This window comes from Rhodococcus sp. OK611 (genome assembly GCF_003050885.1).
Taxonomy (GTDB): Bacteria; Actinomycetota; Actinomycetes; order Mycobacteriales; family Mycobacteriaceae; genus Rhodococcus_G; species Rhodococcus_G oryzae.
Map to the genome: position 1 here is coordinate 17,844 of NZ_QAOZ01000026.1, position 20,845 is coordinate 38,688.

The 20,845-nt window shown below is 69.3% G+C and carries 23 protein-coding genes; 8 read left to right on the forward strand and 15 right to left on the reverse strand.

Annotated features, from left to right (window positions below; translation table 11 throughout):
- Window positions 1-29 precede the first annotated feature (29 nt).
- Both C8K38_RS26060 and C8K38_RS26065 read left to right on the forward strand, forming a co-directional pair.
- Window positions 30-503 (forward strand): NfeD family protein, encoded by a 474-nt coding sequence (locus C8K38_RS26060; protein ID WP_097214327.1) that lies wholly within the window; start codon window positions 30-32, stop codon window positions 501-503.
- Window positions 500-1,261: a slipin family protein gene (locus C8K38_RS26065; protein ID WP_097214349.1), complete on the forward strand. Its 762-nt coding sequence runs from the start codon at window positions 500-502 to the stop codon at window positions 1,259-1,261. The genes C8K38_RS26060 and C8K38_RS26065 overlap by 4 nt, the downstream gene beginning before the upstream one ends.
- Here C8K38_RS26065 and C8K38_RS26070 read toward each other — a convergent pair.
- Entirely contained in the window at window positions 1,258-2,094 is an 837-nt protein-coding gene (locus C8K38_RS26070) for an acyl-CoA thioesterase domain-containing protein (RefSeq protein WP_179800723.1), read from the reverse strand. The two genes, C8K38_RS26065 and C8K38_RS26070, sit on opposite strands and share 4 nt — an antisense overlap.
- A 198-nt stretch (window positions 2,095-2,292) precedes the next feature.
- Here C8K38_RS26070 and C8K38_RS26075 point away from each other — a divergent pair, with 198 nt between their 5' ends.
- Window positions 2,293-3,534 carry a glycoside hydrolase family 1 protein gene (locus C8K38_RS26075; RefSeq protein WP_257017850.1) on the forward strand — a complete coding sequence of 414 codons (1,242 nt, stop codon included), beginning with the start codon at window positions 2,293-2,295 and terminating at the stop codon, window positions 3,532-3,534.
- Window positions 3,535-3,543: 9 nt separating this feature from the next.
- Here the strand turns inward: C8K38_RS26075 and C8K38_RS26080 are convergent, their stop codons facing one another.
- On the reverse strand, window positions 3,544-4,014 hold the full coding sequence (locus C8K38_RS26080) for an SRPBCC family protein (protein WP_097214352.1): 471 nt from the start codon (window positions 4,012-4,014) through the stop codon (window positions 3,544-3,546).
- Window positions 4,015-4,119: 105 nt separating this feature from the next.
- Here C8K38_RS26080 and rhtB point away from each other — a divergent pair, with 105 nt between their 5' ends.
- Window positions 4,120-4,752 (forward strand): homoserine/homoserine lactone efflux protein, encoded by a 633-nt coding sequence (rhtB, locus tag C8K38_RS26085; protein WP_097214328.1) that lies wholly within the window; start codon window positions 4,120-4,122, stop codon window positions 4,750-4,752.
- 22 nt (window positions 4,753-4,774) lie between these two features.
- Here the strand turns inward: rhtB and C8K38_RS26090 are convergent, their stop codons facing one another.
- The 4 genes from C8K38_RS26090 to nadA form a co-directional block, all read right to left on the reverse strand.
- The gene (locus C8K38_RS26090) at window positions 4,775-5,188 is read right to left on the reverse strand and encodes a VOC family protein (protein ID WP_097214353.1); all 414 of its coding nucleotides are present in this window, start codon (window positions 5,186-5,188) and stop codon (window positions 4,775-4,777) included.
- A 68-nt stretch (window positions 5,189-5,256) separates the two neighbouring features.
- Window positions 5,257-6,120 carry a carboxylating nicotinate-nucleotide diphosphorylase gene (gene nadC / locus C8K38_RS26095; protein WP_097214329.1) on the reverse strand — a complete coding sequence of 288 codons (864 nt, stop codon included), beginning with the start codon at window positions 6,118-6,120 and terminating at the stop codon, window positions 5,257-5,259.
- 39 nt (window positions 6,121-6,159) lie between these two features.
- On the reverse strand, window positions 6,160-7,725 hold the full coding sequence (locus C8K38_RS26100) for an L-aspartate oxidase (protein WP_097214330.1): 1,566 nt from the start codon (window positions 7,723-7,725) through the stop codon (window positions 6,160-6,162).
- Window positions 7,725-8,756 carry a quinolinate synthase NadA gene (nadA, locus tag C8K38_RS26105; protein ID WP_077041882.1) on the reverse strand — a complete coding sequence of 344 codons (1,032 nt, stop codon included), beginning with the start codon at window positions 8,754-8,756 and terminating at the stop codon, window positions 7,725-7,727. Before nadA ends, C8K38_RS26100 begins: the two co-directional genes overlap by 1 nt.
- Window positions 8,757-8,864: 108 nt before the next feature.
- Between nadA and C8K38_RS26110 the strand changes: the two genes are divergently transcribed.
- Entirely contained in the window at window positions 8,865-9,554 is a 690-nt protein-coding gene (locus tag C8K38_RS26110) for an NUDIX hydrolase (protein ID WP_097214331.1), read from the forward strand.
- Here the strand turns inward: C8K38_RS26110 and C8K38_RS26115 are convergent.
- The 3 genes from C8K38_RS26115 to bioB are packed head-to-tail and all read right to left on the reverse strand — an operon-like array spanning window position 9,551 to window position 11,410.
- Window positions 9,551-10,129 (reverse strand): DUF2567 domain-containing protein, encoded by a 579-nt coding sequence (locus C8K38_RS26115; RefSeq protein ID WP_257017847.1) that lies wholly within the window; start codon window positions 10,127-10,129, stop codon window positions 9,551-9,553. The genes C8K38_RS26110 and C8K38_RS26115 overlap by 4 nt on opposite strands.
- Window positions 10,130-10,131: 2 nt before the next feature.
- The gene (bsaP, locus tag C8K38_RS26120; protein WP_077041885.1) at window positions 10,132-10,386 is read right to left on the reverse strand and encodes a biotin synthase auxiliary protein BsaP; all 255 of its coding nucleotides are present in this window, start codon (window positions 10,384-10,386) and stop codon (window positions 10,132-10,134) included.
- Window positions 10,387-10,396: 10 nt separating this feature from the next.
- A complete protein-coding gene (bioB, locus tag C8K38_RS26125; protein ID WP_097214332.1) occupies window positions 10,397-11,410 on the reverse strand; it encodes a biotin synthase BioB in 1,014 nt (337 codons plus the stop codon).
- A 172-nt stretch (window positions 11,411-11,582) separates the two neighbouring features.
- Between bioB and C8K38_RS26130 the strand changes: the two genes are divergently transcribed.
- Entirely contained in the window at window positions 11,583-12,170 is a 588-nt protein-coding gene (locus C8K38_RS26130) for a TetR/AcrR family transcriptional regulator C-terminal domain-containing protein (RefSeq protein ID WP_097214333.1), read from the forward strand.
- Window positions 12,171-12,287: 117 nt separating this feature from the next.
- Window positions 12,288-12,824, forward strand: coding sequence for a hypothetical protein (locus C8K38_RS26135; protein ID WP_097214334.1), 537 nt, complete (start codon window positions 12,288-12,290; stop codon window positions 12,822-12,824).
- A gap of 77 nt (window positions 12,825-12,901) precedes the next feature.
- Here C8K38_RS26135 and C8K38_RS26140 read toward each other — a convergent pair whose 3' ends face one another.
- A complete protein-coding gene (locus C8K38_RS26140; RefSeq protein WP_097214335.1) occupies window positions 12,902-14,473 on the reverse strand; it encodes a class I adenylate-forming enzyme family protein in 1,572 nt (523 codons plus the stop codon).
- 256 nt (window positions 14,474-14,729) lie between these two features.
- Here C8K38_RS26140 and C8K38_RS26145 point away from each other — a divergent pair, with 256 nt between their 5' ends.
- Window positions 14,730-15,830, forward strand: coding sequence for a lipase family protein (locus C8K38_RS26145; RefSeq protein WP_097214356.1), 1,101 nt, complete (start codon window positions 14,730-14,732; stop codon window positions 15,828-15,830).
- A gap of 20 nt (window positions 15,831-15,850) precedes the next feature.
- Here the strand turns inward: C8K38_RS26145 and C8K38_RS26150 are convergent, their stop codons facing one another.
- The 5 genes from C8K38_RS26150 to C8K38_RS26170 form a co-directional block, all read right to left on the reverse strand.
- The gene (locus tag C8K38_RS26150; protein WP_097214336.1) at window positions 15,851-16,807 is read right to left on the reverse strand and encodes an alpha/beta hydrolase; all 957 of its coding nucleotides are present in this window, start codon (window positions 16,805-16,807) and stop codon (window positions 15,851-15,853) included.
- A gap of 44 nt (window positions 16,808-16,851) precedes the next feature.
- Window positions 16,852-17,607: a succinate dehydrogenase/fumarate reductase iron-sulfur subunit gene (locus C8K38_RS26155; RefSeq protein ID WP_097214337.1), complete on the reverse strand. Its 756-nt coding sequence runs from the start codon at window positions 17,605-17,607 to the stop codon at window positions 16,852-16,854.
- A complete protein-coding gene (locus tag C8K38_RS26160) occupies window positions 17,604-19,556 on the reverse strand; it encodes a fumarate reductase/succinate dehydrogenase flavoprotein subunit (protein ID WP_097214338.1) in 1,953 nt (650 codons plus the stop codon). Before C8K38_RS26160 ends, C8K38_RS26155 begins: the two co-directional genes overlap by 4 nt.
- A 68-nt stretch (window positions 19,557-19,624) precedes the next feature.
- Window positions 19,625-20,443 carry a hypothetical protein gene (locus tag C8K38_RS26165; protein ID WP_097214339.1) on the reverse strand — a complete coding sequence of 273 codons (819 nt, stop codon included), beginning with the start codon at window positions 20,441-20,443 and terminating at the stop codon, window positions 19,625-19,627.
- Window positions 20,440-20,724 carry a hypothetical protein gene (locus C8K38_RS26170; RefSeq protein ID WP_097214340.1) on the reverse strand — a complete coding sequence of 95 codons (285 nt, stop codon included), beginning with the start codon at window positions 20,722-20,724 and terminating at the stop codon, window positions 20,440-20,442. The genes C8K38_RS26165 and C8K38_RS26170 overlap by 4 nt, the downstream gene beginning before the upstream one ends.
- Window positions 20,725-20,845 lie beyond the last annotated feature (121 nt).

Genomic DNA, 20,845 nt, shown 5'->3' on the forward strand with positions numbered 1-20,845 from the left:
CCCTTCGAACGTTGATCGCGGGAGTGGAAATGATCGCGTTGGGCCTGTTCGCGCTGGCGGTGGGCATCCTGCTGATCGTGGTCGAGGCCCATACCCCGACCGCGGGGATCCTCGGAGCCGCGGGCGCGCTCCTGTCCGCCGCGGGCGTGTGGATGCTGTTCGCCGCCGATGGCGCCGGGTCGGTGATCGCGGTCCCGGTGACGGTGGGTGTCGCGGTGGTCGGGCTCGGCGTGATGACGCTGGCCGGCCGAAAGGCGCTGGTCGCGAGGCGCCTGCCCGTGCACAGTGGGCCCGAGTCGCTGATCGGCACGAACGCCGTCGTCCGGAACTGGACCGGATCGCACGGTCAGGTGGAGACGGCGGGCGGGCTCTGGCGCGCCAAGGTGGAGTTCGGGTACGAGCAGGATCCGGAGCCGTCGGAGGGCGAGTCCGTCGTGGTCGAGCGGATCCGCGGCCTCACGCTGTCCGTGCGCCGCCGCGAACCGTGGGAGTGGTCGCCGTGACCGCTGTTCTCGCCCTTCTCGTCATCGTCGTCCTGCTGCTGTTGGTTCTCCCCGGCACCTCGGTCCGGATCCTGCGCGAGTACGAGCGCGGTGTGGTCTTCCGGCTGGGCCGGGTACTCGACTCCAAGGGCCCCGGGCTGGTCCTGCTGGTCCCGGCGGTCGACCGGATGGTGCGCGTCGGCCTGCGCACGGTGACGCTGAAGATCCCCGTCCAGGAGGTGATCACCCGCGACAACGTGCCCGCGAAGGTCACCGCCGTCGCGTATTTCCGGGTGATCGACGCCGACAGAGCGATCGTCGAGGTGGAGGACTTCCTGCTCGCGACGCTGCAGATCGCGCAGACCACGCTGCGCTCGGTCCTGGGCAAGGCCGAGCTCGACTCCCTGCTCGCCGAGCGGGAACGGTTGAACGAGGACCTGCAGAAGGTGATCGACCAGCAGACCGAACCCTGGGGCGTGAAGGTCACCACGGTCGAGATCAAGGACGTCGAGATCCCCGAGAACATGCAGCGGGCGATCGCGCGGCAGGCCGAGGCGGAGCGCGAACGGCGGGCGAAGATCATCAACGCCGAGGGCGAGTTCCAAGCGGCGGAGAAGCTCGCACTCGCGGCCGACATCATCAGCCGCAATCCGACGACCCTGCAGCTGCGCTACCTGCAGACGCTGCGGGAGATCGGCGGCGAGCACAACTCGACGATGATCTTCCCGCTGCCGCTCGACCTGGTCCGGCCGTTCCTCGGCGAGGACAGAAAGAGCTAGTTCGTCGCGGGTATCTCGAATTCGCCCTGGCCCGCGAAGTCCACCTGCCGCCGCGCGTTGGAGAGCGCACTGACCACGCAGGTACCGATCGGGCCGCCCCGGTCGAACATCGTCGCGGTGCCCACGGCCAGACCGTCGGAGCTGATGTGGTCGTCCGCCTCGATCCCGACGTCGGGCCCCTCGGGCAGCCTGGCCAGCACGAGGGTCAGGTCGACGTTGATGAAGCCGACGCCCTCGCTGCCCCAGTTGGTCATCAGGCTGGTCGGCTCGCCCGCCATCGCGGCCCGCTCGAACTGCGACGGCTCCGCCCCGGCCACCACCGGAAGATGCCTGGCCCACATGCGTTTACGGCTGACACCCTGATGTTCGAACATCGAGGTGGACCAGCCGTCGGGGTGCGAATCGCTGCCGAAGTACGGCGGCGTGAGCGCGTCGGTCGGCGGGGCGATCGAAGCCGGCGGCGGTGACGGGCGGCGATCGCGGGTCCAGACCTCGCCGGGCGGCTGCTCCGACGGGCGAAGGAAGACCGCGGACGCGCGCGCGACCGTCTCCCCGTCCTGGAGCAGCTCCGCGTCGGCGACCCGGATCCGCTTGCCCTCGCGCACCGTCGTGGTCGCGGTGGTCAGTGGCCGGGTCCGCGCCGGACGGAACAGGTCGACCGTCAGCCTGGTGGGCACGAATCCGTCGCCGCCGTGGCCGTTTTCGAGCGCACGGGCGAGAAGTCCGCACAGCGCCACACCGCTGGCCATGTCCGGTGACCACCGGCTGACCGCGAAGGGCAACGCAACGTATCCGTCGGGGGTCGTGTCGAAGAAGGCAAGCGGAGAGTTCACGAGCAGCGCCTCTCGGGTCGGCGGGTCCGGCCCCCATCATGGGTGGCCGCGGGCCCGCAGCGATGCGGAATCGTTGACACCTCGAACGTAATTCATCGGCGAAACGACCCCACGAGCGGACCCCGCTGCCCTACCGTGCGACGCGTGACCCGAATCGCCCGGATCCTCGCCCTCGTCCTCGCGGTGGCGGCGGCTCCGCTGGTCACCGGATCACCCGCCCAGGCCGCCCCGGCCGGACTGGGCGCCGATTTCGAATGGGGCGTTGCCACCTCCGGCTTCCAGTCCGAGGGCTCGCCGCCGGACAGCAACTGGTCGCGCTACGTGTCGTCGGGCAAGACCCACGACCCATACGGCTCCGGGCCCGACTTCCGGCACCGCTACCGGGAGGACATCGCCCGCGCGGCGGCCCTCGGCGTCGACGTGTTCCGCTTCTCCGTCGAATGGGCCCGGGTCCAACCCACCCCGGACGGCTGGGACGAGGCCGAGTTCGCCTACTACGACGACGTGATCGACGAGATCCGCGGGCACGGCATGAAGCCGATGATCACCCTCGACCACTGGGTATACCCGGGCTGGATCGCCGACCGCGGCGGCTGGGCCGACCCGGACACGCCGGCCCGCTGGCTGACCAACGCCGAGCGGGTGGTGGAGCGCTACGCCGGCGCAGGGGCCGACTGGATCACCTTCAACGAGCCGACGGTGTTCGTGCAGAAGGAGCTGACCTTCGGCGGCATCTCGCTGCCCGCGGCCCCGCAGATGCTGGACCGGATGGTCGGCGCGCACCGCGCCATCTACGACACCATCCACCGCCTCGACCCCGACGCCCGCGTCTCGAGCAACGTCTCCTACATCCCCGCCGCGATGGGCGCGGTGGACTCGGTCTTCGCCGACCGGGTCCGCGACAAGCTGGACTTCCTCGGCCTCGACTACTACTACGGCGTCTCCCTGGACAACCTGACCGCGGCGGCCGCCGTGTCCGACGCCTTCTACGACATCCGGCCGCAGCCGGACGGGATCTATCACGCCGCGATGTACTACGCGCGCAAGTACCCGGAACTGCCGATCTACGTGGTGGAGAACGGGATGCCCACCGACAACGGCGCGCCGAGGCCAGACGGGTACACCCGCTCGGATCACCTACGCGATCACGTCTACTGGCTCGGCCGGGCGCGGGCCGAGGGCGCCGACGTGATCGGCTACAACTACTGGTCGATCACCGACAACTACGAGTGGGGCACCTACCGGCCCCGGTTCGGTCTCTACACCGTCGACACATTGACCGACCCGACGCTGACCCGCAGGCCAACCGACGGCGTCGCCGCATACCGGGAGCTGATCGCCGCCGGCGGCGTGCCGGCGGACTATCGGCCGGTGATGGCGCCCGCGTTCTGTTCGCTGGTCAGCCCGCCGCAGAGCTGCCTGAGCCCGACCGGCTCCTAGCCGCGGCCGTCAGGCGTATCGCCGCTGCAGACCCTCGAGCGTCTCCGAGATCCCCTTCGCGTTCTTCTGGGGAAACCCGATGAGCTCGAAGGACTTTGCCAGCTTGGAGCCGGTGTAGTCGAAGACCTCGGTGACCTGTGTCTGCGGCACCGGCGCGTCGGCAGAGAAGACCTCGGCGAACTCCCAGCGCCACCGGTGCCCGAATGGGTGCCGCCACTCGATCAGCCTGCCGTCCTCGAACGCCGTGACGGTGCTGGTGATGCGGTAGGGGAAGCCGTACATCCGCATCGACATCGAGAACTTGTCGCCCCGCTCGAGTCGGGCGGGCCCCGAGACGGAGGCCTGCACGGTCCCCGAGCCGTCCAACTCGTGATGTCGTCTCGGGTCGGCGACCAGGCCGAACAGTTCGTTCACGGGGGCATTGACCAGGACGCGGCGGGCCACCCTGCGGGGTCCCAGGTCTACGGGCTCGACAGACAGTGCGGGCATGGCCACAAGATACGCGTGGCGGCCCCGTCCTATGCTCCAACCGCGGGCACGCGCGTCGCGTGTCGCCCGCTCCTCGTAGGTGAAGGTGGAGTTCTCATGGCCTGGCAGGTGTGGTTCGCGTTCTTCGGCGCCGCGTGGGTGATCAGCCTGTCCCCCGGCGCGGGAGCGATCGCGTCGATGTCCACCGGCCTCAGTCACGGTCTGCGCCGCGGCTACTGGAACATCCTCGGCCTGCAGATCGGGCTGTTGCTACAGGTGGTCATCGTCGCGGCCGGGGTCGGCGCCCTCCTCGCCAGCTCGGCGCTGGCGTTCACCGTCATCAAGTGGTTCGGCGTCGCCTACCTGGTCTACCTCGGGATCCGGCAGTGGCGGGCCGCGCCGACCGAGGTGTCCGCGGAGACCGATACCCGCCGCCACTCCGCCGCCGCCCTGGTCGCGCGCGGGTTCCTGGTCAACGCCAGCAACCCGAAGGCTGTGGTCTTCATGCTGGCCGTCCTCCCGCAGTTCCTGAACCCGGCAGCACCCCTGGTCCCGCAATACGCGATCATCGCCGCGACGATGATCGCCGTGGACGTAATGGTGATGACCGGCTACACCGGGCTGGCCGCGCGGGTGCTGCGGATGATGCGGTCACCGAAACAGCAGCGGGTCACCGGCCGGGTGTTCTCCGGCCTGTTCTTCGCCGCGGCAGCGTTCCTGTCGCTGGTGCGGCGGGGCGCGACGGCCTAGCCGCGATACGGCCGCCAGGCCGTCAGGCCTGCGGGGCTCCGATGTTGACCATCCAACCGATGCCGAACTTGTCGGTACACATGCCGAACTCATCGCCCCACATCTGCTTCTCCAGCGGGACCGACACGGTGCCTCCGTCGGACAGCTTCGCCCAGTAGCCACGCAGCTCGTCGCCGTCGTCGCCGCTCAGGCTCACCGCGATGTTCTCCCCGGGCTTGTGCTCCATCCCGGGCGGCGTGTCTGCCCCCATCAGCGTGTATCCGCCGGGGGTCTCCAGCATGCCGTGCATGATCAGGTTGGCCTCGGGGGCATCCGGTGCGCCGAACTCACCGAAGGTGCTCAGGTTCAGGGTTCCGCCGAACACACCCTGGTAGAACTCCATGGCCTGCCTCGCGTTGTCGGCGAAGCTGATGTACGGGTTGAGACGAGAGCTCATCTGGTTCTCCTTCATCCGTCGCACGTTCGGTCTCTTGCAGACTAGCGCGGCCCGGCGACAGGAAACGGCTACATGTCCAGGCCGAGATCCAGCACCGTCACCGAATGCGTCAGCGCACCGACCGCGAGATAGTCCACCCCGGTCCGGGCGAAGTCAGCCGCGACGTCGAGCGTGAGCCCGCCGGAGGACTCGAGCTTGGTCCGCGGCGCCACCGCATTGCGCCGCTGGACCGCGGTCTGCGTCTCCCAGAGCGCGAAGTTGTCCAGCAGCACCAGCTCGACATCCTCCGCGAGCACCTGGTCGAGCTGGGCCAGGCTGTCCACCTCGACCTCGCACTCGATGTCCGGGGCCGCCGACCGCACCGCGTTCAGCGCGGCGACCACCGAGCCCGCCGCCGCGACGTGGTTGTCCTTGATCAGCGCCGCGTCCCCGAGGCCCATCCGGTGGTTGACCCCGCCGCCCATCCGGACCGCGTACTTCTGCAACGCGCGCAACCCAGGGAGGGTCTTGCGGCTGTCGCGGATCCGGCAGTCGGTGCCCTGCACCTCCTCCACCCAGGCCGCGGTGGCGGTCGCGATCCCGGACAGGTGGCACATCAGGTTGAGCATGGTGCGCTCCGCGGTGAGCAGGTCCCTCGTCGGGGCCAGCACGGTCAGCACCGACTCCCCCGGCCGCACGACGGCACCGTCGTCTACGCGTGCCAGCACCTCGTAGTTTCCCGCGCCGACCACCTCGTCGAGCACCAGCAGGCCCACCTCGATCCCGGCCACCGTGCCCGCCGCCCTGGAGACCACGGAGGCCTTGGCCACCGCGCCCTCGGGCACCGTCGCCACCGAGGTGATGTCGGGGCCGTACCGCAGGTCCTCGCCCAGCGCCACCCGCACCAGGGTGAGGATCTCGTCGCGGTCCAGGCCGTCAGCCAGCGTGGTCATCGTGCTCCTGTCGAAAGTCGTCACAAGGGTCGTCTGTCTCTAGTTCGGGGCCGTCACGAGTTCGGGCAGCTCGAGTTCGCCGTCCGACCCCAGCCGGACCTCGATGCTGTGGCGCAACGATTCCGAGGCCTCAGGGAAGTCGCTGCGAGTGTGGCAGCCCCGGCTCTCGGTCCGTGCGCGGGCCGCCAGCACCAGGGCGGCGGCCGTCACGGTGAGCGCGGCGTCCTCGAGACCCGTCGCATCGGCCGGGACGAGCTGCACCGACCCGGCGAGTTCGCTTGCCGCCGTCGACAATCCGGCCCCGTCCCGGACCACCGAGGCGTGCGCGGTCATCAGCGCCTGCATCCGATCGCGGGCGACGTGCGGCCGCGACCGCAGGTCCGCTGAGCCGACCTCCACCGGCAGTCCGGACCGCTCGACAGCCGCGATGCCTGCCCGCTCCCCGACCACGAGCCCCTCGAGCAGGCTGTTCGACGCCAGCCGATTGGCGCCGTGCAGACCGGTGCGCGCCACCTCGCCCGCCGCGTAGAGCCCGGACACCTCGGTGCGCCCGTGCACGTCGGTCACCACCCCGCCGCACGCGTAGTGCGCCGCCGGGGCCACCGGGATGAGCTGGTGCGCGGGGTCGATCCCCGCGGCCAGGCAGGAGGCGGTCACCGTCGGGAACCGCTCCGCGAACCCGGCGAGCCCGCGCGCGTCGAGGTACACGTGGTCGGTGCCGAGGCGGCGGATCCGGTCCGCGATGGCGCGCGAGACCACATCACGCGGCGCCAGGTCCCCCATCGGGTGCACCCCGGCCGTCACCGAGTCACCGTTGCCGTCCACCAGGATCGCGCCCTCGCCGCGCACGGCCTCGCTGATCAGAGGCCGCCGGCCGATGCCGCCGGGGGTGAACAGCACGGTCGGGTGGAACTGCACGAACTCGACGTCCGCGACGGCCGCACCGGCGTCCAGCGCCAGCGCAATGCCGTCGGCGGTCGCGCCGGGCGGGTTGGTGCTGCACGAGTACAGCTGCCCGAGCCCACCGGTGGCAAGCAGCACCGACGGCGTGTGGATCACGCCGAGCCCCTCGTCTGAGAGCACCAGCAGACCCACCACACCGCGATCGTTGGTGACGACCCGCGCGGCCGCCGCGCCGAACAGCACGGGCAGGCCCGCGGCGTTGAGCGCCCGCTGCACCTCGGCGCCGGTGGCGTCGCCGCCCGCGTGGATGATCCTGCGGGTGCTGTGCCCGCCCTCGCGGGTGCGGGAGACCGCGCCGTCGCGACCCCGGTCGAAGACCGCACCGAGGTCGGTGAGCGCGGCGACGGCGTCGGCGCCGCCCGCGACGATCGAGCGCACGGCATCCTCGTCGCACAGCCCGGCGCCCGCCGCACAGGTGTCCGCCACGTGGGAGTCGACCGAGTCCGTGCGCAGGTCGCCGACGACCGCGATGCCGCCCTGCGCGTACTGCGTGGCAGTGTCGGTCGGTCCGCCCTTGCTCACGGTGAGCACCTTCAGGCCGCGCAGCGAGGCGGCGCGGGCCGCGGTCAGTCCCGCGACCCCGCCGCCGACGACCACGAGGTCGGCGTTCGCCTCCCAGCTCGCCTCGCCGGCAGGCGTCATTACTCGCCGCCGCCCGGGTTGCCGATCTCGATCATCCGCTGCACGGACTTGCGCGCCCGCTCAGCGGTGGCCAGGTCGACGTGCACCTCGTCCTTGCCCTCGATCAGGCAGCGCAGCAGCGCGGCCGGGGTGATCATCTTCATGTACGGGCAGGAGGCGCGGTCGTTGACGGCCTGGAAGTCGATCTCGGGCGCGGCCTTGCGCAGCTGGTGCAGCATGCCGACCTCGGTCGCCACCAGCACCTGCTTCGCCTTGCTCGCGCGGGCCGCGTCCAGCATGCCGCCGGTGGACAGGATCTTGACCTTGTCCTCGGGTACGAAGCCCTCGCCCGCGAGGTACAGCGCGGAGGTGGCGCAGCCACACTCCGGGTGCACGTACAGCTCGGCGTCAGGGTGCGACTTGGCCTGCGCGGTGAGCTCGTCACCGTTGATGCCGGCGTGCACGTGGCACTCGCCCGCCCAGATCTGCATGTTCGTCCGGCCGGTGACCCGCTTGACGTGCGCGCCGAGGAACTGGTCCGGCAGGAACAGCACCTCGCGGTCGGGGTCGATCGAGTTCACCACGTCGACCGCGTTGGACGAGGTGCAGCAGATGTCGGTCAGGCCCTTCACCTCGGCCGTGGTGTTCACGTACGACACCACCACCGCGTCGGGGTAGTCGGCCTTCCACGCCCGCAGGTCGTCCGCGGTGATCGAGTCGGCCAGCGAGCAACCGGCGCGCTCGTCGGGGATGAGCACGGTCTTGCTCGGGCTGAGGATCTTCGCGGTCTCGGCCATGAAGTGCACGCCACAGAACACGATGGTGTCCTCCGGCGCCTCGGCGGCGATCCGGGACAGCGCCAGCGAGTCGCCGACGTGGTCGGCGACGTCCTGGATGGCGGGCAGCTGGTAGTTGTGCGCGAGCAGCGTCGCGCCGCGCTCCTTGGCGAGGCGCCGCACCTCGGCCGCCCACTCCGGAGTGGCCTCCACACCTGTGTAACCGCCGGGTGCGTCCGTGATCGAACCCGCACCTGCCCACAACGTCGATGTCATGGCCTTGCTCCTTCACCGTGGATCCGGTCGGTCTGCGCCGGATCTGCCATCCGATTCCCCGCACGTGCGGGTTTCGATTCTCGGGGTTTTCGACTTAGGATCGAAAACATGCCCCATCGTAGCACCGTCCACGAAGTGCTCACCGCGGTCTTCCAGGTTCGCGACTTCGACGGCCGCCCCGAACTGGCGGTCCTTCTGTGGCAGCGGGCCCTGGACCCGCAGAAGGGCACCTGGTCGCTGCCCGGCGGACAGCTCTGCGACCACGAGGACCTGATCACCTCGGCACGGCGTCAGCTCGCCGAGAAGGTCGACGTGCGCGAGGTGGCGCACCTGGAGCAGCTCTCGGTGTTCAGCGATCCCGCCCGGGTCCCCGGCGACAGGCGGATCGCATCGACCTTCCTCGGGCTGATCCCCCTGCCCTCCGATCCGCACCTGCCCCCGGACACCGCCTGGCACCCGGTCTCCGCCCTGCCCGAGATGTCGTTCGACCACGGCGTCGTTGTCGCACACGCCAGGGCGCGGTTGGCGGCGAAGCTGTCGTACACCAACATCGCCTTCGCCCTTGCCCCTGCCGAGTTCGCGATGTCGACCCTGCGCGAGATCTATTGCGCCGCACTCGGCTACCAGGTGGATGCCACCAATCTGCAGCGGGTGCTCGGCCGCCGCGGGGTGCTCACGCCAACCGGCACCACCGCGCCGTCGGGAAAGGCGGGCGGTCGTCCGCCCGCGCTCTATCGGTTCGCCGAGTCGCGACTGCGCGTCACCGACGAGTTCGCCGCCCTGCGACCGCCGAGCTAGGCCTCCAGCCGACTGTGCACCTGCTGGGGCATCGACCCTGGACGACCGCCGGCAGGTGCACTCTCGTCGGGAGCCGGGGCGGCACCGAGGTCGTCGCGCGGGCTCATCGAGGCGAGCACCAGGTACACGAAGGCCGCCACCAACGGCTGCAGGATGAGCACCATCGCGGTGCCCAGCCCAGGCGAGACGGGGACAATCTGCCCCTCGACGGCGTCGGGGAGGTCGGGGAACCGGAGCCCCGCGACCCCGAGGCCGACAACCGCGGTGGTGGCGGCACCAACGGCCGACCCGATCAGCAGGCCGATCAGCACGACCGGACCACGCACCGAACGCCACAGCCAGGCCGCCGACGCGCTCAGCACGCCCACGGTCAGGCCGGCGCACAGGAACAACGCGACCGCGTCGAACTGGTGTCCGCTCTCGGAGGTCAGCGACGCCGCGCGACCGCCGGAGATCACCAGGAAATGCTGTGCGGGCACGAGCAGCCCCCACCCGATCCCGGCGAGCGCACTGGCCGCGACCACCGCCACCACAATGCGCGCGGCGGCACGGATCTCCGACCTGTCGACGGCCACGGTCAGCGCTGGCCCAGGTAGCTGGAGTCGAGGACGCCGTGCCGGGAGCACTTGGCCCACCACCCGTCGGGACTGATCTGCACGATCATCCGCCTGCCGCAGTCCTCACAGAAACGCGGCGGCTCCAGGCCGAGCTGAGCCGCGGCCGGGATGGTGTCGTCGAAACCCGGCACCACCCGTCGACCGGTGAACGGGTTGTAGCGCTCGACGATCTCGTCGACGGGCGCGGCATTGCTCAGCTCTTGAGGGAACGTCACGTATCCAACCCTAGATGGTGTCGTTGAGAACCTTGATCGGCATCTGCAGCTCGCCGAGCAGGTCGAGGTCCTGTTCCGCTGGGCGGCCCAGCGTGGTCAGGTAGTTACCGACGATGACGGCGTTGATTCCGCCCAGGATGCCCTGCTTGGCACCCAGGTCACCGAGGGTGATCTCCCGGCCGCCCGCGAACCTCAGGATGGTGCGCGGCAACGCCAGCCGGAATGCGGCGACGGCACGCAGCGCGTCGCTTGCGGGCAGCACCTCGAGGTCACCGAAGGGGGTGCCCGGGCGCGGGTTCAGGAAGTTCAGCGGCACCTCGTCGGGATCGAGCTCGGCCAGGTTGGCGGCGAACTCCGCGCGCTGCTCGAGGGTCTCGCCCATGCCGAGGATGCCGCCGCAGCAGACCTCCATGCCGGCCTCGCGGACCATCTTCAGGGTGCCCCAGCGCTCCTCCCAGGTATGCGTGGTGACCACGTTCGGGAAGTGCGACTTGGAGGTCTCGAGGTTGTGGTTGTAGCGGTGCACACCCATCGCGGCGAGCTGGTCGACCTGCTCCTGGGTGAGCATGCCCAGCGAGCACGCGATCTGGATGTCGACCTCGTTGCGGATGGCCTCGATACCGGCCGCGACCTGCGCGAGCAGCTTCTCGTCCGGTCCGCGGACGGCGGCGACGATGCAGAACTCGGTGGCGCCGGACTTGGCGGTCTGCTTGGCGGCCTCGACCAGGCTCGGGATGTCGAGCCACGCGGCGCGGACCGGGGAGGCGAACAGCCCGGACTGCGAGCAGAAGTGGCAGTCCTCGGGGCAACCGCCGGTCTTGAGGCTGATGATGCCCTCGACCTCGACCTCGGGCCCGCACCACTTCATCCGCACGTCGTGGGCGAGGCCGAGCAGGTCCTCGAGGCTCTCGTCCGGCAGCTGCAGCACGGCGAGCGTCTGCTCCTGGGTGAGTCCCTCACCGCGCTCGAGGACCTGTTCCCTGGCGACGGCGAGAATGTCTGTGCGGGCGGGGGCCTGGGTCACTGCAACTCCTCGGGGGCTGGACACGGTGCCGCAGAAAAGCCGCGGCGGTGCCGCAACTTGAACGCTGCGGCGGTTCCGCAACTTGAACACCGTGCAAGTTGAACGGCGTTCAGGTTAGGGTCGTGGTGGAATGGTGTCAAACGCCACACGACAACTCAGGGGATGACGAACAGTGCAACTGCGACGCGGTGACGTCCTCGGTGGCGCGATCGCCATCCTCGACGAGTACGGCCTCGGGGACCTCACGATGCGCAGGCTGGCCACCTCGCTCGGCGTACAGCCGGGGGCGCTCTACTGGCACTTCCCGAACAAGCAGACGCTGCTCGCCGCCATCACCGACGAAATGCTCGCCCGGGTCTCCGCACCGCTCGACGCGCACGACTGGGATGCCCGGCTGGCGGCGTTCGCGCACCGGATCCGCGACGCCCTGCTCGCGCACCGCGACGGCGCCGAGCTCGCCGCCGCGTCGTACTCGGCGCGGCTGGCCACCAACGACGCCAGGGACACCCTCGCCCGCGCCTGCGTCGAGGCAGGCCTGCCCGACGACGAGTCCGAACTCGCGGCCGACACGTTGCTCTACTACATCCTCGGCCAGACCATGGACGAGCAGTCCCGCATGCAGATGGACTCGCACGGCGCCCTCGTCGAGGACGCATCCCCGCTCTACGACAGCACTAGCGGCACAGCACGTTTCGACTACGGGCTGAGCCTGTTCGTGGACGGTGTGCGCAGCCGGCTGCACGCGGCGGTCCGGGACTAGGTTACGTCTCGCGGTCGAGTACCGCGCTCGAACTCCCTTCACTACCAACGGAATAACTGGTTTGCGCGAGGTTTTCGCACCTGCCATCATCCTCGGATGAAGATATCGAAAGTTGCGGTGCTCGGTGCCGCTGCGGCGCTGTCCGTCGGACTCGCCGGCTGCGGTTCCGCCGAGGAATCTGCGTCCGCCGCCACCTTGGTCGCATCGACCAGCGTCGCGGCCTCGTCGCCCGCATCGATCGACTACACGAGCCTGCTCATCGAGCCGAGTGACATCGACGCCGGCTGGACATTGGTGTCCACCAAGCCGGAGCAGGACGGCATCACCGGCAATTTCGGCAACAGTGAGGACACTGAGGCAATCAGTACGTCTGTCATCGTGCACGAGGATTCGGAGACCGCCGCCGCAGCCGTCGCGGCGGCAAAGGACGCCGTGTCCCAGGAAGCCGGAGGCGCGACCTTTTCTCCCGCCGACGTCGGTGTTGGCGGCGGCATACTGAATGACCAGAGTGGGACGACCGTCGTGGTTTTCGGTGAGGGCAGGGCCTTTGCGTTCCTCGAATTCAACAGCAAGACCGGTGAACGCGTTCCGGCCGAAGTGGCAATCGAGATCGCGAAGGTACAGGACGCCACCATCAAGGCGGGCGTGAAGTAAGTCGGACCCCTCGGTGGCGGTTGGGAGCGGGCTGACGCCCGCCCTCAACCGCCACTGCTGCTCAGGCCTCCGCCCGGTCAGATCCGCGGCGTGAGAGCGACCTTGCGGATCTTGCCCGCGGGCGTCATCGGCAGGCCGTCGACCACCTCGACCCCGTCGGGCACCTTGTACTTGGCCAAGGCGAGCCTGCACCGCTCGAGCAGCGATTCGATGTCCACCGTGGCGCCGGGCGCGGGCACCACGAAGGCGTACCCGCTCTCGCCGAAGGTCTCGTCGGGCACCCCGATCACCGCAGCCATCGCCACCGTCGGGTCCGCGACCAGCACATTCTCGACCTCGGCCGGGTAGACGTTGTATCCGCCCCGCACGTACATCTCCTTCTGGCGGCCGAGCAGAGTGACGTGCCCGTCCTCCGACATCGACGCGATGTCGCCGGTGGCCAGCCAGCCGTCGGCGTGGAAAGTCGCGGCCGACTCGTCCGGCAGCTGCCAGTAGCCCGCCGCCACGCACCCGCCCCGAACCTGCAGTTCGCCGGCCTCGCCCGGGCCGAGCGGGTTGTTCCTGTCGTCGACGACACGGCCCTCGAAGTCGCCGGTCATGGTCCCGATGCTGCGGCCGACCGTCTCCAACGAGTCACCCGGCGGCGAGATCACGCACGCCCCGGATGTCTCGGACATGCCGTAGAGGTTCGCGATCCGGACGCCGTCGAATCGCGCCGCCACCTGCTCGGCCAGGGCAGGCTCGAGGTTGGACCCGCCGACCACACACAACCGCACGCTCGACATGTCCACGCCGGCAACGGAGTCCGTGCCGAGCACCATCTTGTACATGGTCGGGACGCCGACGAACATCGTCACCCCGGCACCGGCCATCGCGTCGACCACCAGGTCCGGGTGGAACCTCGGCAACAGCGCGATGGCGCCGCCGGTGACCAGGGTCGAGCCCAACGTGCACGTCAGCCCGCCGACATGGTTGAACGGCATGACGCCGAGGATCACGTCCGCGGCCGTCTGCTCGAACCGCTCCGCCTGGGCAGCGGCCGAGGCGAGCAGGCTGGCGTGAGTGATGGTGGCACCCTTGGGCGTCCCGGTCGTTCCCGAGGTGTAGAGGATCACCGCCGGATCCGCGGGGCGGACGCCCTCGGCGGCGCAGGCGAGCAGCGCCGGATCGGGCTCGGTGGCGGCGAGGTCCGACCATCGCGCTCCACCAGGAACCTCGTCACCACCGAGGAACACCAGATGCTCGACCGTCGGGATGTCGGGACGCAGCTGGTCGAGAAACGGCCCGAACTCGAATCCGTTCGACTCCGCGTCGCAGATCAGGGCGCGAGCCCCCGACTGCGTGAGCATGTGGGTGAACTCGCGCTCGCGGTAGACGACGTTGAGGGTGACCAGCACGGCGCCGATCTTCGCCGCGGCGAGGTGGGCAACGATCCAGTCAGGCGAGTTCGTCGCCGCGATGGCGATGCGGTCCCCGCGGCCCATACCCAGACGCAGCCACCCGGTGGCCACACGGTCCGACCGCGCGTCGATCTCGGCGTAGCTGATCGCCTCACCACCGAAGTGGACAAAAGTCGCCTCGGGCGCTGTCGCGACCCGGGCCGCGAGCAGCGCGGGAATCGTGGGAGAGTTGCCAATTCCGTTGTCCATCAAGCATTCCGATCAGTCGTCGGGAGGGCGCCGGCACCACCGACGCCACCCCCACCCGGAGTCGGGCGGCGTGACGGCGATCACACCGGGCAAGCTTGCGCCACTGTAAGCGGACCTAACGAACTAAGCAAGCATGCTTGCTTGTTTTCCGCCCCTCCCCACGCGCGGCCCGCATTGCGCCCACAATGGGTGAATGGTCGGCCGGTTCGATCTCGGTACCCATCCGTCGGGGCGTTTCGCGCGCTCCGCGGGCGCGATGCTGGTCGCGGCGCTCGTCGCGGCGGCACTGACGCTGACCCTGCCTGCGCACGCCGCACCCGCTGGACAGCCAGGCACCGTCGTCTCGTCGGGACCTCTCGTGCGTGAGTACTGGATCCCCGACGCGGCGGACGCCCACCTGGTGACCTACTGGTCCACCGGCCCGGGCGGCAGGCCGGCGCTGAGCACCGGCGCGGTCTTCATCCCGCCGGGCCAGGCCCCGCCCGGCGGCTGGCCGGTGGTGTCCTGGGGGCACGGCGCGATCGGGCTCGCCGACGAGTGCGCGCCCACGGCCACCGGGGTGCTCGGCGGCGGATACCTGACGCGCTGGCTGACACAGGGGTACGCCGTGGTCGCCACCGACTACGTGGGCCTGGGCACCCCCGGGATCCATCCGTATCTCGACGGCCGATCGCAGGCCTACAGCGTCGTCGACATGGTCCGCGCCGCCCGCGCGATCGTTCCGTCCCTCTCCCGCAAGTGGGTGGCGCTCGGTCAGTCTCAGGGCGGCCAGGCCGCGATGGTCGCCGCCTCGCTCGCCACCTCGTACGCCCCTGAACTCGACTACCGCGGCGCCGTCGGCCTCGGGGTGCCGTCGAACATCGAGAACCTCGCGCCGCTCGGTGGCCCGGCCTTTCCGGAGCTCCCGCTGACCGGCACCACGGTGTTCATCTCTTACATGCTGGCCGGGCTGCGGGCCACCCGCCCCGATATCGACGTCGACGGCTACCTCAGCCCGCTCGGCCGCGAGGTGCTGGACCGGGCCGAATCGCTCTGCTACCCCGAGGCGGCGGAGGCGTTCGCGGGGATCTCGATCGGCGAGTTGCTCTCCCGGCAACTGGACGACCCGGTGATCCTGTCCGCGCTGCGCGAGATGCTGGAGATCCCGACCCGCGGATACGACCGCCCGTTCTTCATCGGGCAGGGCATGCTGGACGAGGTGGTCCCGGCGCCGCTGACCCTGAAACTGGTCGCGGACCTGACCGGCAATGGAGAACAGTTCACCTTCCGGCCCTACCCGGCAGGACACCTCGGGACGATGCGGTTGTCGCTACCCGACGCGACGGACTTCGTCCGCGAGGCCTTCCGGGTGCCATGAGCCCACGGGCGCCGAAACCCTCAGTCCCCGTGTAACGCCCGGTGCAGCGTGGTCGTCGCGAGCAGCATCGCGGCGCGGGCGGCGTGCGTGTCGGCCAGCGCGTTGAGCATGACGAAGTCGTGGATCATGCCCTGGAACCGCACCGCGGTGACCGCCACGCCTGCGGCGCGCAGCTTGTTGGCGTAGGCCTCGCCCTCGTCGCGCAGGACGTCGGCCTCCCCGTTGATGACCAACGCAGGCGGCAGGCCCGCGACCATCTCCTCGGTAGCGCGCAGCGGCGAGGCCAGCACCTCGGCGCGCTGGCCCGGATCGGTCGTGTACTGGTCCCAGAACCAGGCCATCGCGCCCGCGGTGAGGAAATAGCCGTCCGCGAACTGGCGGTAGGACTCCGTGTCCTGGCCTGCGTCGGTCACCGGATAAAAGAGCACCTGCTGGCGGAAGTCCGGACCGCCGCGCTCCTTCGCCATCAGGGTGAGGGCGATGGTCATGTTGCCGCCCACGCTGTCGCCCGCCACCGCGAAGCGGGTCGCGTCGAGACCCGCCTCGGCGCCCTGTGCGGCTATCCAACTGGCGGTGCCGTAGATCTCCTCGATGGCGGTCGGATACTTCGCCTCGGGCGAGAGGCTGTAGCTCGGGAACACCACGGCCGCATCAGCGCCCACCGCCAGCTCACGGATCAGCCGGTCGTAGATGTGGGTGTTGCCGAAGACCCACCCCGCACCGTGGTTGTACTGGATGACGGGCAGCGTCCCGCTCGCGCCCTTCGGCCGAACGATGCGGACCGGCACCGCCCCCGACGGTCCGCCAGGGATCACCCGGTCCTCGGTCTCGACCGGCGGCGCGACCGTGTCACCCGCCTGCACCTCGTCGAATTTCATGCGGCCCTCTGCCACGGGCAACTCATAGATGAACGGCGGCACCGCCGTCGCGTCCGCGAACTCCTTGGCGTCGCGCTCGAGAACCGGCTCGTTGGACATCGGAGCTTCCTTCCCTCGTCGAACATGGTGCCCGCCGACCGGGTTCAGCTGTCGCCGCGCCGGAACAGTTTGTTGCCCAGCCAGACGATCGGGTCATAACGCCGGTCGACGACGCGTTCCTTCATCGGGATCAACGCGTTGTCGGTGATGCGGATGTTCTCCGGGCACACCTCGGTACAGCACTTGGTGATGTTGCACAGGCCCAGTCCGTGCTCGTCCTGCGCGGCGTCGCGTCGGTCGGCGACATCGAGTGGGTGCATCTCCAACTCGGCGACCCGCATCAGGAACCGCGGTCCGGCGAAGGCCTGCTTGTTCTCCTCGTGGTCGCGCACCACGTGACAGGTGTTCTGGCACAGGAAGCACTCGATGCACTTGCGGAACTCCTGCGATCGCTCCACATCCACCTGTTTCATCCGGTACTCCCCCGGCTTCAGCCCCGGAGGCGGCGTGAAAGACGGGATCTCCCTGGCCTTCTGGTAGTTGAAGGACACGTCGGTGACCAGGTCCCGGATCACCGGGAAGGTCCGCATCGGGGTGACGGTGATGACCTCGTCCTCGGTGAACGTGGACATCCTGGTCATGCACAACAGCCGGGGTCTGCCGTTGACCTCCGCCGAGCACGATCCACACTTGCCCGCCTTGCAGTTCCAGCGCACAGCCAGATCCGGTGCCTGGGTGGCCTGCAAGCGGTGGATGATGTCGAGGACCACCTCACCCTCGTTGACCGGTATCGAATAGTCCTGCAGATCACCGCCGTCCACGTCCCCGCGCCACACCCTGAAGCTCGCGTCGTAGGTCATGACGGGCCCTCACTTCCCATTCGGGCCGAGTCCGGGTGATCGGCGAGTTCGGCGTCCGTGTAGTACTTGGCCAGTTCCCCGAGATCGAACAGCGCCAACAGGTCCGCGCGCATCGGCTGCTGAGGTTCGGGCGCGACCGTGACATCGGGCACCACGGTGCCCGCAGCGGTGTCGGCGCCGCCGACCACGCTGCACACCAACAACGTGCCCCGCCACCCCGAGTCCATCGCCGGGTGGTCGTCCCTGGTGTGCCCGCCCCTGCTCTCGGTCCGCATCAACGCCGCCTTCGCGACGCACTCGCTGACCAGCAGCATGTTCCGTAGGTCCACCGCGAGGTGCCAGCCGGGGTTGAACTGCCGGTGTCCCTCAACCGTGACGCCGGGGATCCGCCGCCTGATCTCCTCCAGCTTCGCCAGCGCCTCCCGGATCTCGCCATCCGTCCGGATGATGCCGACGAGATCGTTCATCGTCTGCTGGAGCTCGGTGTGCAATGTGTACGGGTTCTCCGCGGCCTCGCCCTCAGCCGGCGGATCGAACGGTGCCAGCGCCATCGCCGCGGCCGCGATCACGTCGGCCTCGTCGATCACCGGCCTGCGCTCGAGCGACTCCAGGTAGTCCGACGCCCCGAGGCCGGCTCGACGACCGAAGACCAACAGGTCCGACAGCGAGTTCCCGCCGAGCCGGTTCGACCCGTGCATGCCGCCCGAGCACTCCCCCGCCGCGAACAGGCCGGGGAGGCTGGACGATCCGCTGTCGGGGTCCACCTCGATGCCGCCCATCACGTAGTGACAGGTCGGCCCGACCTCCATCGGCTCCTTGGTGATGTCGACGTCGGCGAGCTCCTTGAACTGGTGGTGCATGGACGGCAGCCGACGCACGATCTCGTCGGCGGGCATCCGGGAGGCGATGTCGAGGTAGACGCCCCCATGCAGCGTCGACCGCCCCGCCTTGACCTCCGAGTTGATCGCCCTGGCCACCTCGTCGCGCGGCAGCAGGTCCGGCGTGCGGCGGTTGTTGTCCGGATCGGTGAGCCAGCCGTCCGCCTCCTGCTCGGTCTCGGCGTACTGGCCTTTGAACACCGGCGGGATGTAGGAGAACATGAACCGTTCGCCCTCGGAGTTCTTGAGCACCCCACCGTCGCCGCGGACCCCCTCGGTCACGAGGATCCCCTTCACGCTCGGCGGCCACACCATCCCCGTCGGGTGGAACTGCACGAACTCCATGTTGATCAGGTTCGCGCCCGCGCGCAGGGCCAGCGCGTGCCCGTCGCCGGTGTACTCCCACGAGTTCGAGGTGACCTTGAAGGACTTGCCGATCCCACCTGTGGCCATCACGATCGCGGGCGCGTCGAACAGGATGAACCGCCCGGATTCGCGCCAGTAACCGAACGCGCCCGCGATCCGGCCGTCCTCCCGCAGGAGCTCGGTGATGGTGCATTCGGCGAACACCTTGATCCGAGCCTCGTAGTCGCCGGTCTCGGCGAAGTCCTCCTGTTGGAGGGCGACGATCTTCTGTTGCATGGTGCGGATGATCTCCAGGCCGGTGCGATCCCCCACGTGCGCCAGCCGCGGATAGGTGTGGCCACCGAAATTGCGCTGGCTGATCCGGCCGTCCTCGGTCCGATCGAACAGCGCGCCATAGCTTTCCAGCTCCCACACTCGGTCGGGCGCCTCGCGCGCGTGCAGCTCGGCCATCCGCCAGTTGTTGAGGAACTTGCCGCCGCGCATGGTGTCCCGGTAGTGCGCCTGCCAGGAGTCCTTGGAGTTGGCGTTGCCCATGGCGGCCGCGCAGCCGCCCTCCGCCATCACCGTGTGTGCCTTGCCGAACAGCGATTTGCAGACCACCGCGACGGAATGACCGCGTTCACGTGCCTCGATGACCGCGCGCAGTCCCGCGCCTCCTGCGCCGATCACGACGACGTCGTAGGTGTGCCGTTCGACCTCGGCCACGGGCGGCCCCCTTTGATCTCGGTTGCTCCTTGGATCGATCAGTGCTTGAGCTCGATCAATGCTCGAACTCAATCAATAAAACGCAGGTCGGAGATGGTGCCGCTGGCGACGAGCATGATGTAGAAGTCCGTGATCATCAGCGTCGCGAGCGTCGTCCAGGCGAGCTGCATGTGCCGGGTGTTGAGCCGGCCGACCAGGGTCCAGAGCCGATACCGGACCGGGTGCGCCGAGAAGTGCTTGAGCCGGCCACCGGTGATGTGCCTGCACGAGTGGCAGGACAGTGTGTACGCCCACAGCAGGATCACGTTCACCAGCAGGATGACGTTGCCGAGGCCGAAGCCGAACCCACCGCTCTCACCGTGGAAGGCGGCGATCGCGTCGTAGGTGTTGATCAGCGAGACGATCAGCGCCGCATAGAAGAAGTAACGGTGCGAGTTCTGCAGGATCAGCGGCAACCGCGTCTCGCCGGTGTACCGCTCGTGCGGCTCGGCGACCGCACACGCGGCGGGCGCCAGCCAGACCGAGCGGTAGTAGGCCTTGCGGTAGTAGTAGCAGGTGATCCGGAAGCCGAGCAGGAACGGCAGCACCAGGAAGCCGAGCGGTATCCACATCGGCAGCTCTCCGATGGGTGTACCGAAATGGCTGGACCCCGGCACGCACGAGTCGCTCAGGCACGGCGAGTAGAACGGGGTCAGGTAGTGGTATTGGTCGACCCAGTAGGCGGTGCGGACCCAGGACCGGATGCTCGCGTACACGACAAAGGTGGCCAGCCCCAGAGTCGTCAGCAGTGGGGCCAGCCACCATCGGTCCGTCCGCAGGGTGCGCGCGGATATCCGCGCGCGCGAGGATCCGGTGACGCCACCGGACACCCGTGCCGGCGCGCTCACCGGCGCTCGTGGGGATGACCGCCTACGCCCTCGTCGTCCGCGCCGAGCCACAGCGTCTGGTCGTACGGGGTGTCCGGCACGGGCACCCGCTCGTGCTGCCCGCCGTGCGCCATCCGGGGAGGCGACTCGTCGAGGTCACCCGCGTCGAGTTCCAGTCGCTCCACGTCATTGGCGAGCCTGCGGACCGCAGCCGCGTCGCCGTAGACCGTGCGGAGCGAGCCGACGCACTGCCGCAGGTGCCCGATCGTGCGTTGCAGCTCCATCATTTCGGTGGTGGACATTCGAACCTCCGAGACCCGATGATGTGATTGCTATCACACTACGGTAAGCGCATGGCCACGACCCCGCATCCGACTCGGCAATTCGTCGGAACCGCTCCTGAATCGGGCGCCGTGTCGGACC

Excerpts from the sequence above, each read along its gene's own strand:
- C8K38_RS26060 (WP_097214327.1), top strand. The coding sequence starts at position 30 with ATGATCGCGTTGGGCCTGTTCGCGCTGGCGGTGGGCATCCTGCTGATC.
- nadC (WP_097214329.1), bottom strand. The coding sequence starts at position 6,120 with ATGACCACGCTGGCTGACGGCCTGGACCGCGACGAGATCCTCACCCTG.
- C8K38_RS26170 (WP_097214340.1), bottom strand. The coding sequence starts at position 20,724 with ATGTCCACCACCGAAATGATGGAGCTGCAACGCACGATCGGGCACCTG.
- C8K38_RS26150 (WP_097214336.1), bottom strand. The coding sequence starts at position 16,807 with ATGTCCAACGAGCCGGTTCTCGAGCGCGACGCCAAGGAGTTCGCGGAC.
- C8K38_RS26110 (WP_097214331.1), top strand. The coding sequence starts at position 8,865 with ATGCCCCATCGTAGCACCGTCCACGAAGTGCTCACCGCGGTCTTCCAG.
- C8K38_RS26155 (WP_097214337.1), bottom strand. The coding sequence starts at position 17,607 with ATGACCTACGACGCGAGCTTCAGGGTGTGGCGCGGGGACGTGGACGGC.
- rhtB (WP_097214328.1), top strand. The coding sequence starts at position 4,120 with ATGGCCTGGCAGGTGTGGTTCGCGTTCTTCGGCGCCGCGTGGGTGATC.
- C8K38_RS26100 (WP_097214330.1), bottom strand. The coding sequence starts at position 7,725 with ATGACGCCTGCCGGCGAGGCGAGCTGGGAGGCGAACGCCGACCTCGTG.
- C8K38_RS26140 (WP_097214335.1), bottom strand. The coding sequence starts at position 14,473 with ATGGACAACGGAATTGGCAACTCTCCCACGATTCCCGCGCTGCTCGCG.
- C8K38_RS26145 (WP_097214356.1), top strand. The coding sequence starts at position 14,730 with ATGCTGGTCGCGGCGCTCGTCGCGGCGGCACTGACGCTGACCCTGCCT.
- C8K38_RS26090 (WP_097214353.1), bottom strand. The coding sequence starts at position 5,188 with ATGAGCTCTCGTCTCAACCCGTACATCAGCTTCGCCGACAACGCGAGG.
- nadA (WP_077041882.1), bottom strand. The coding sequence starts at position 8,756 with ATGACATCGACGTTGTGGGCAGGTGCGGGTTCGATCACGGACGCACCC.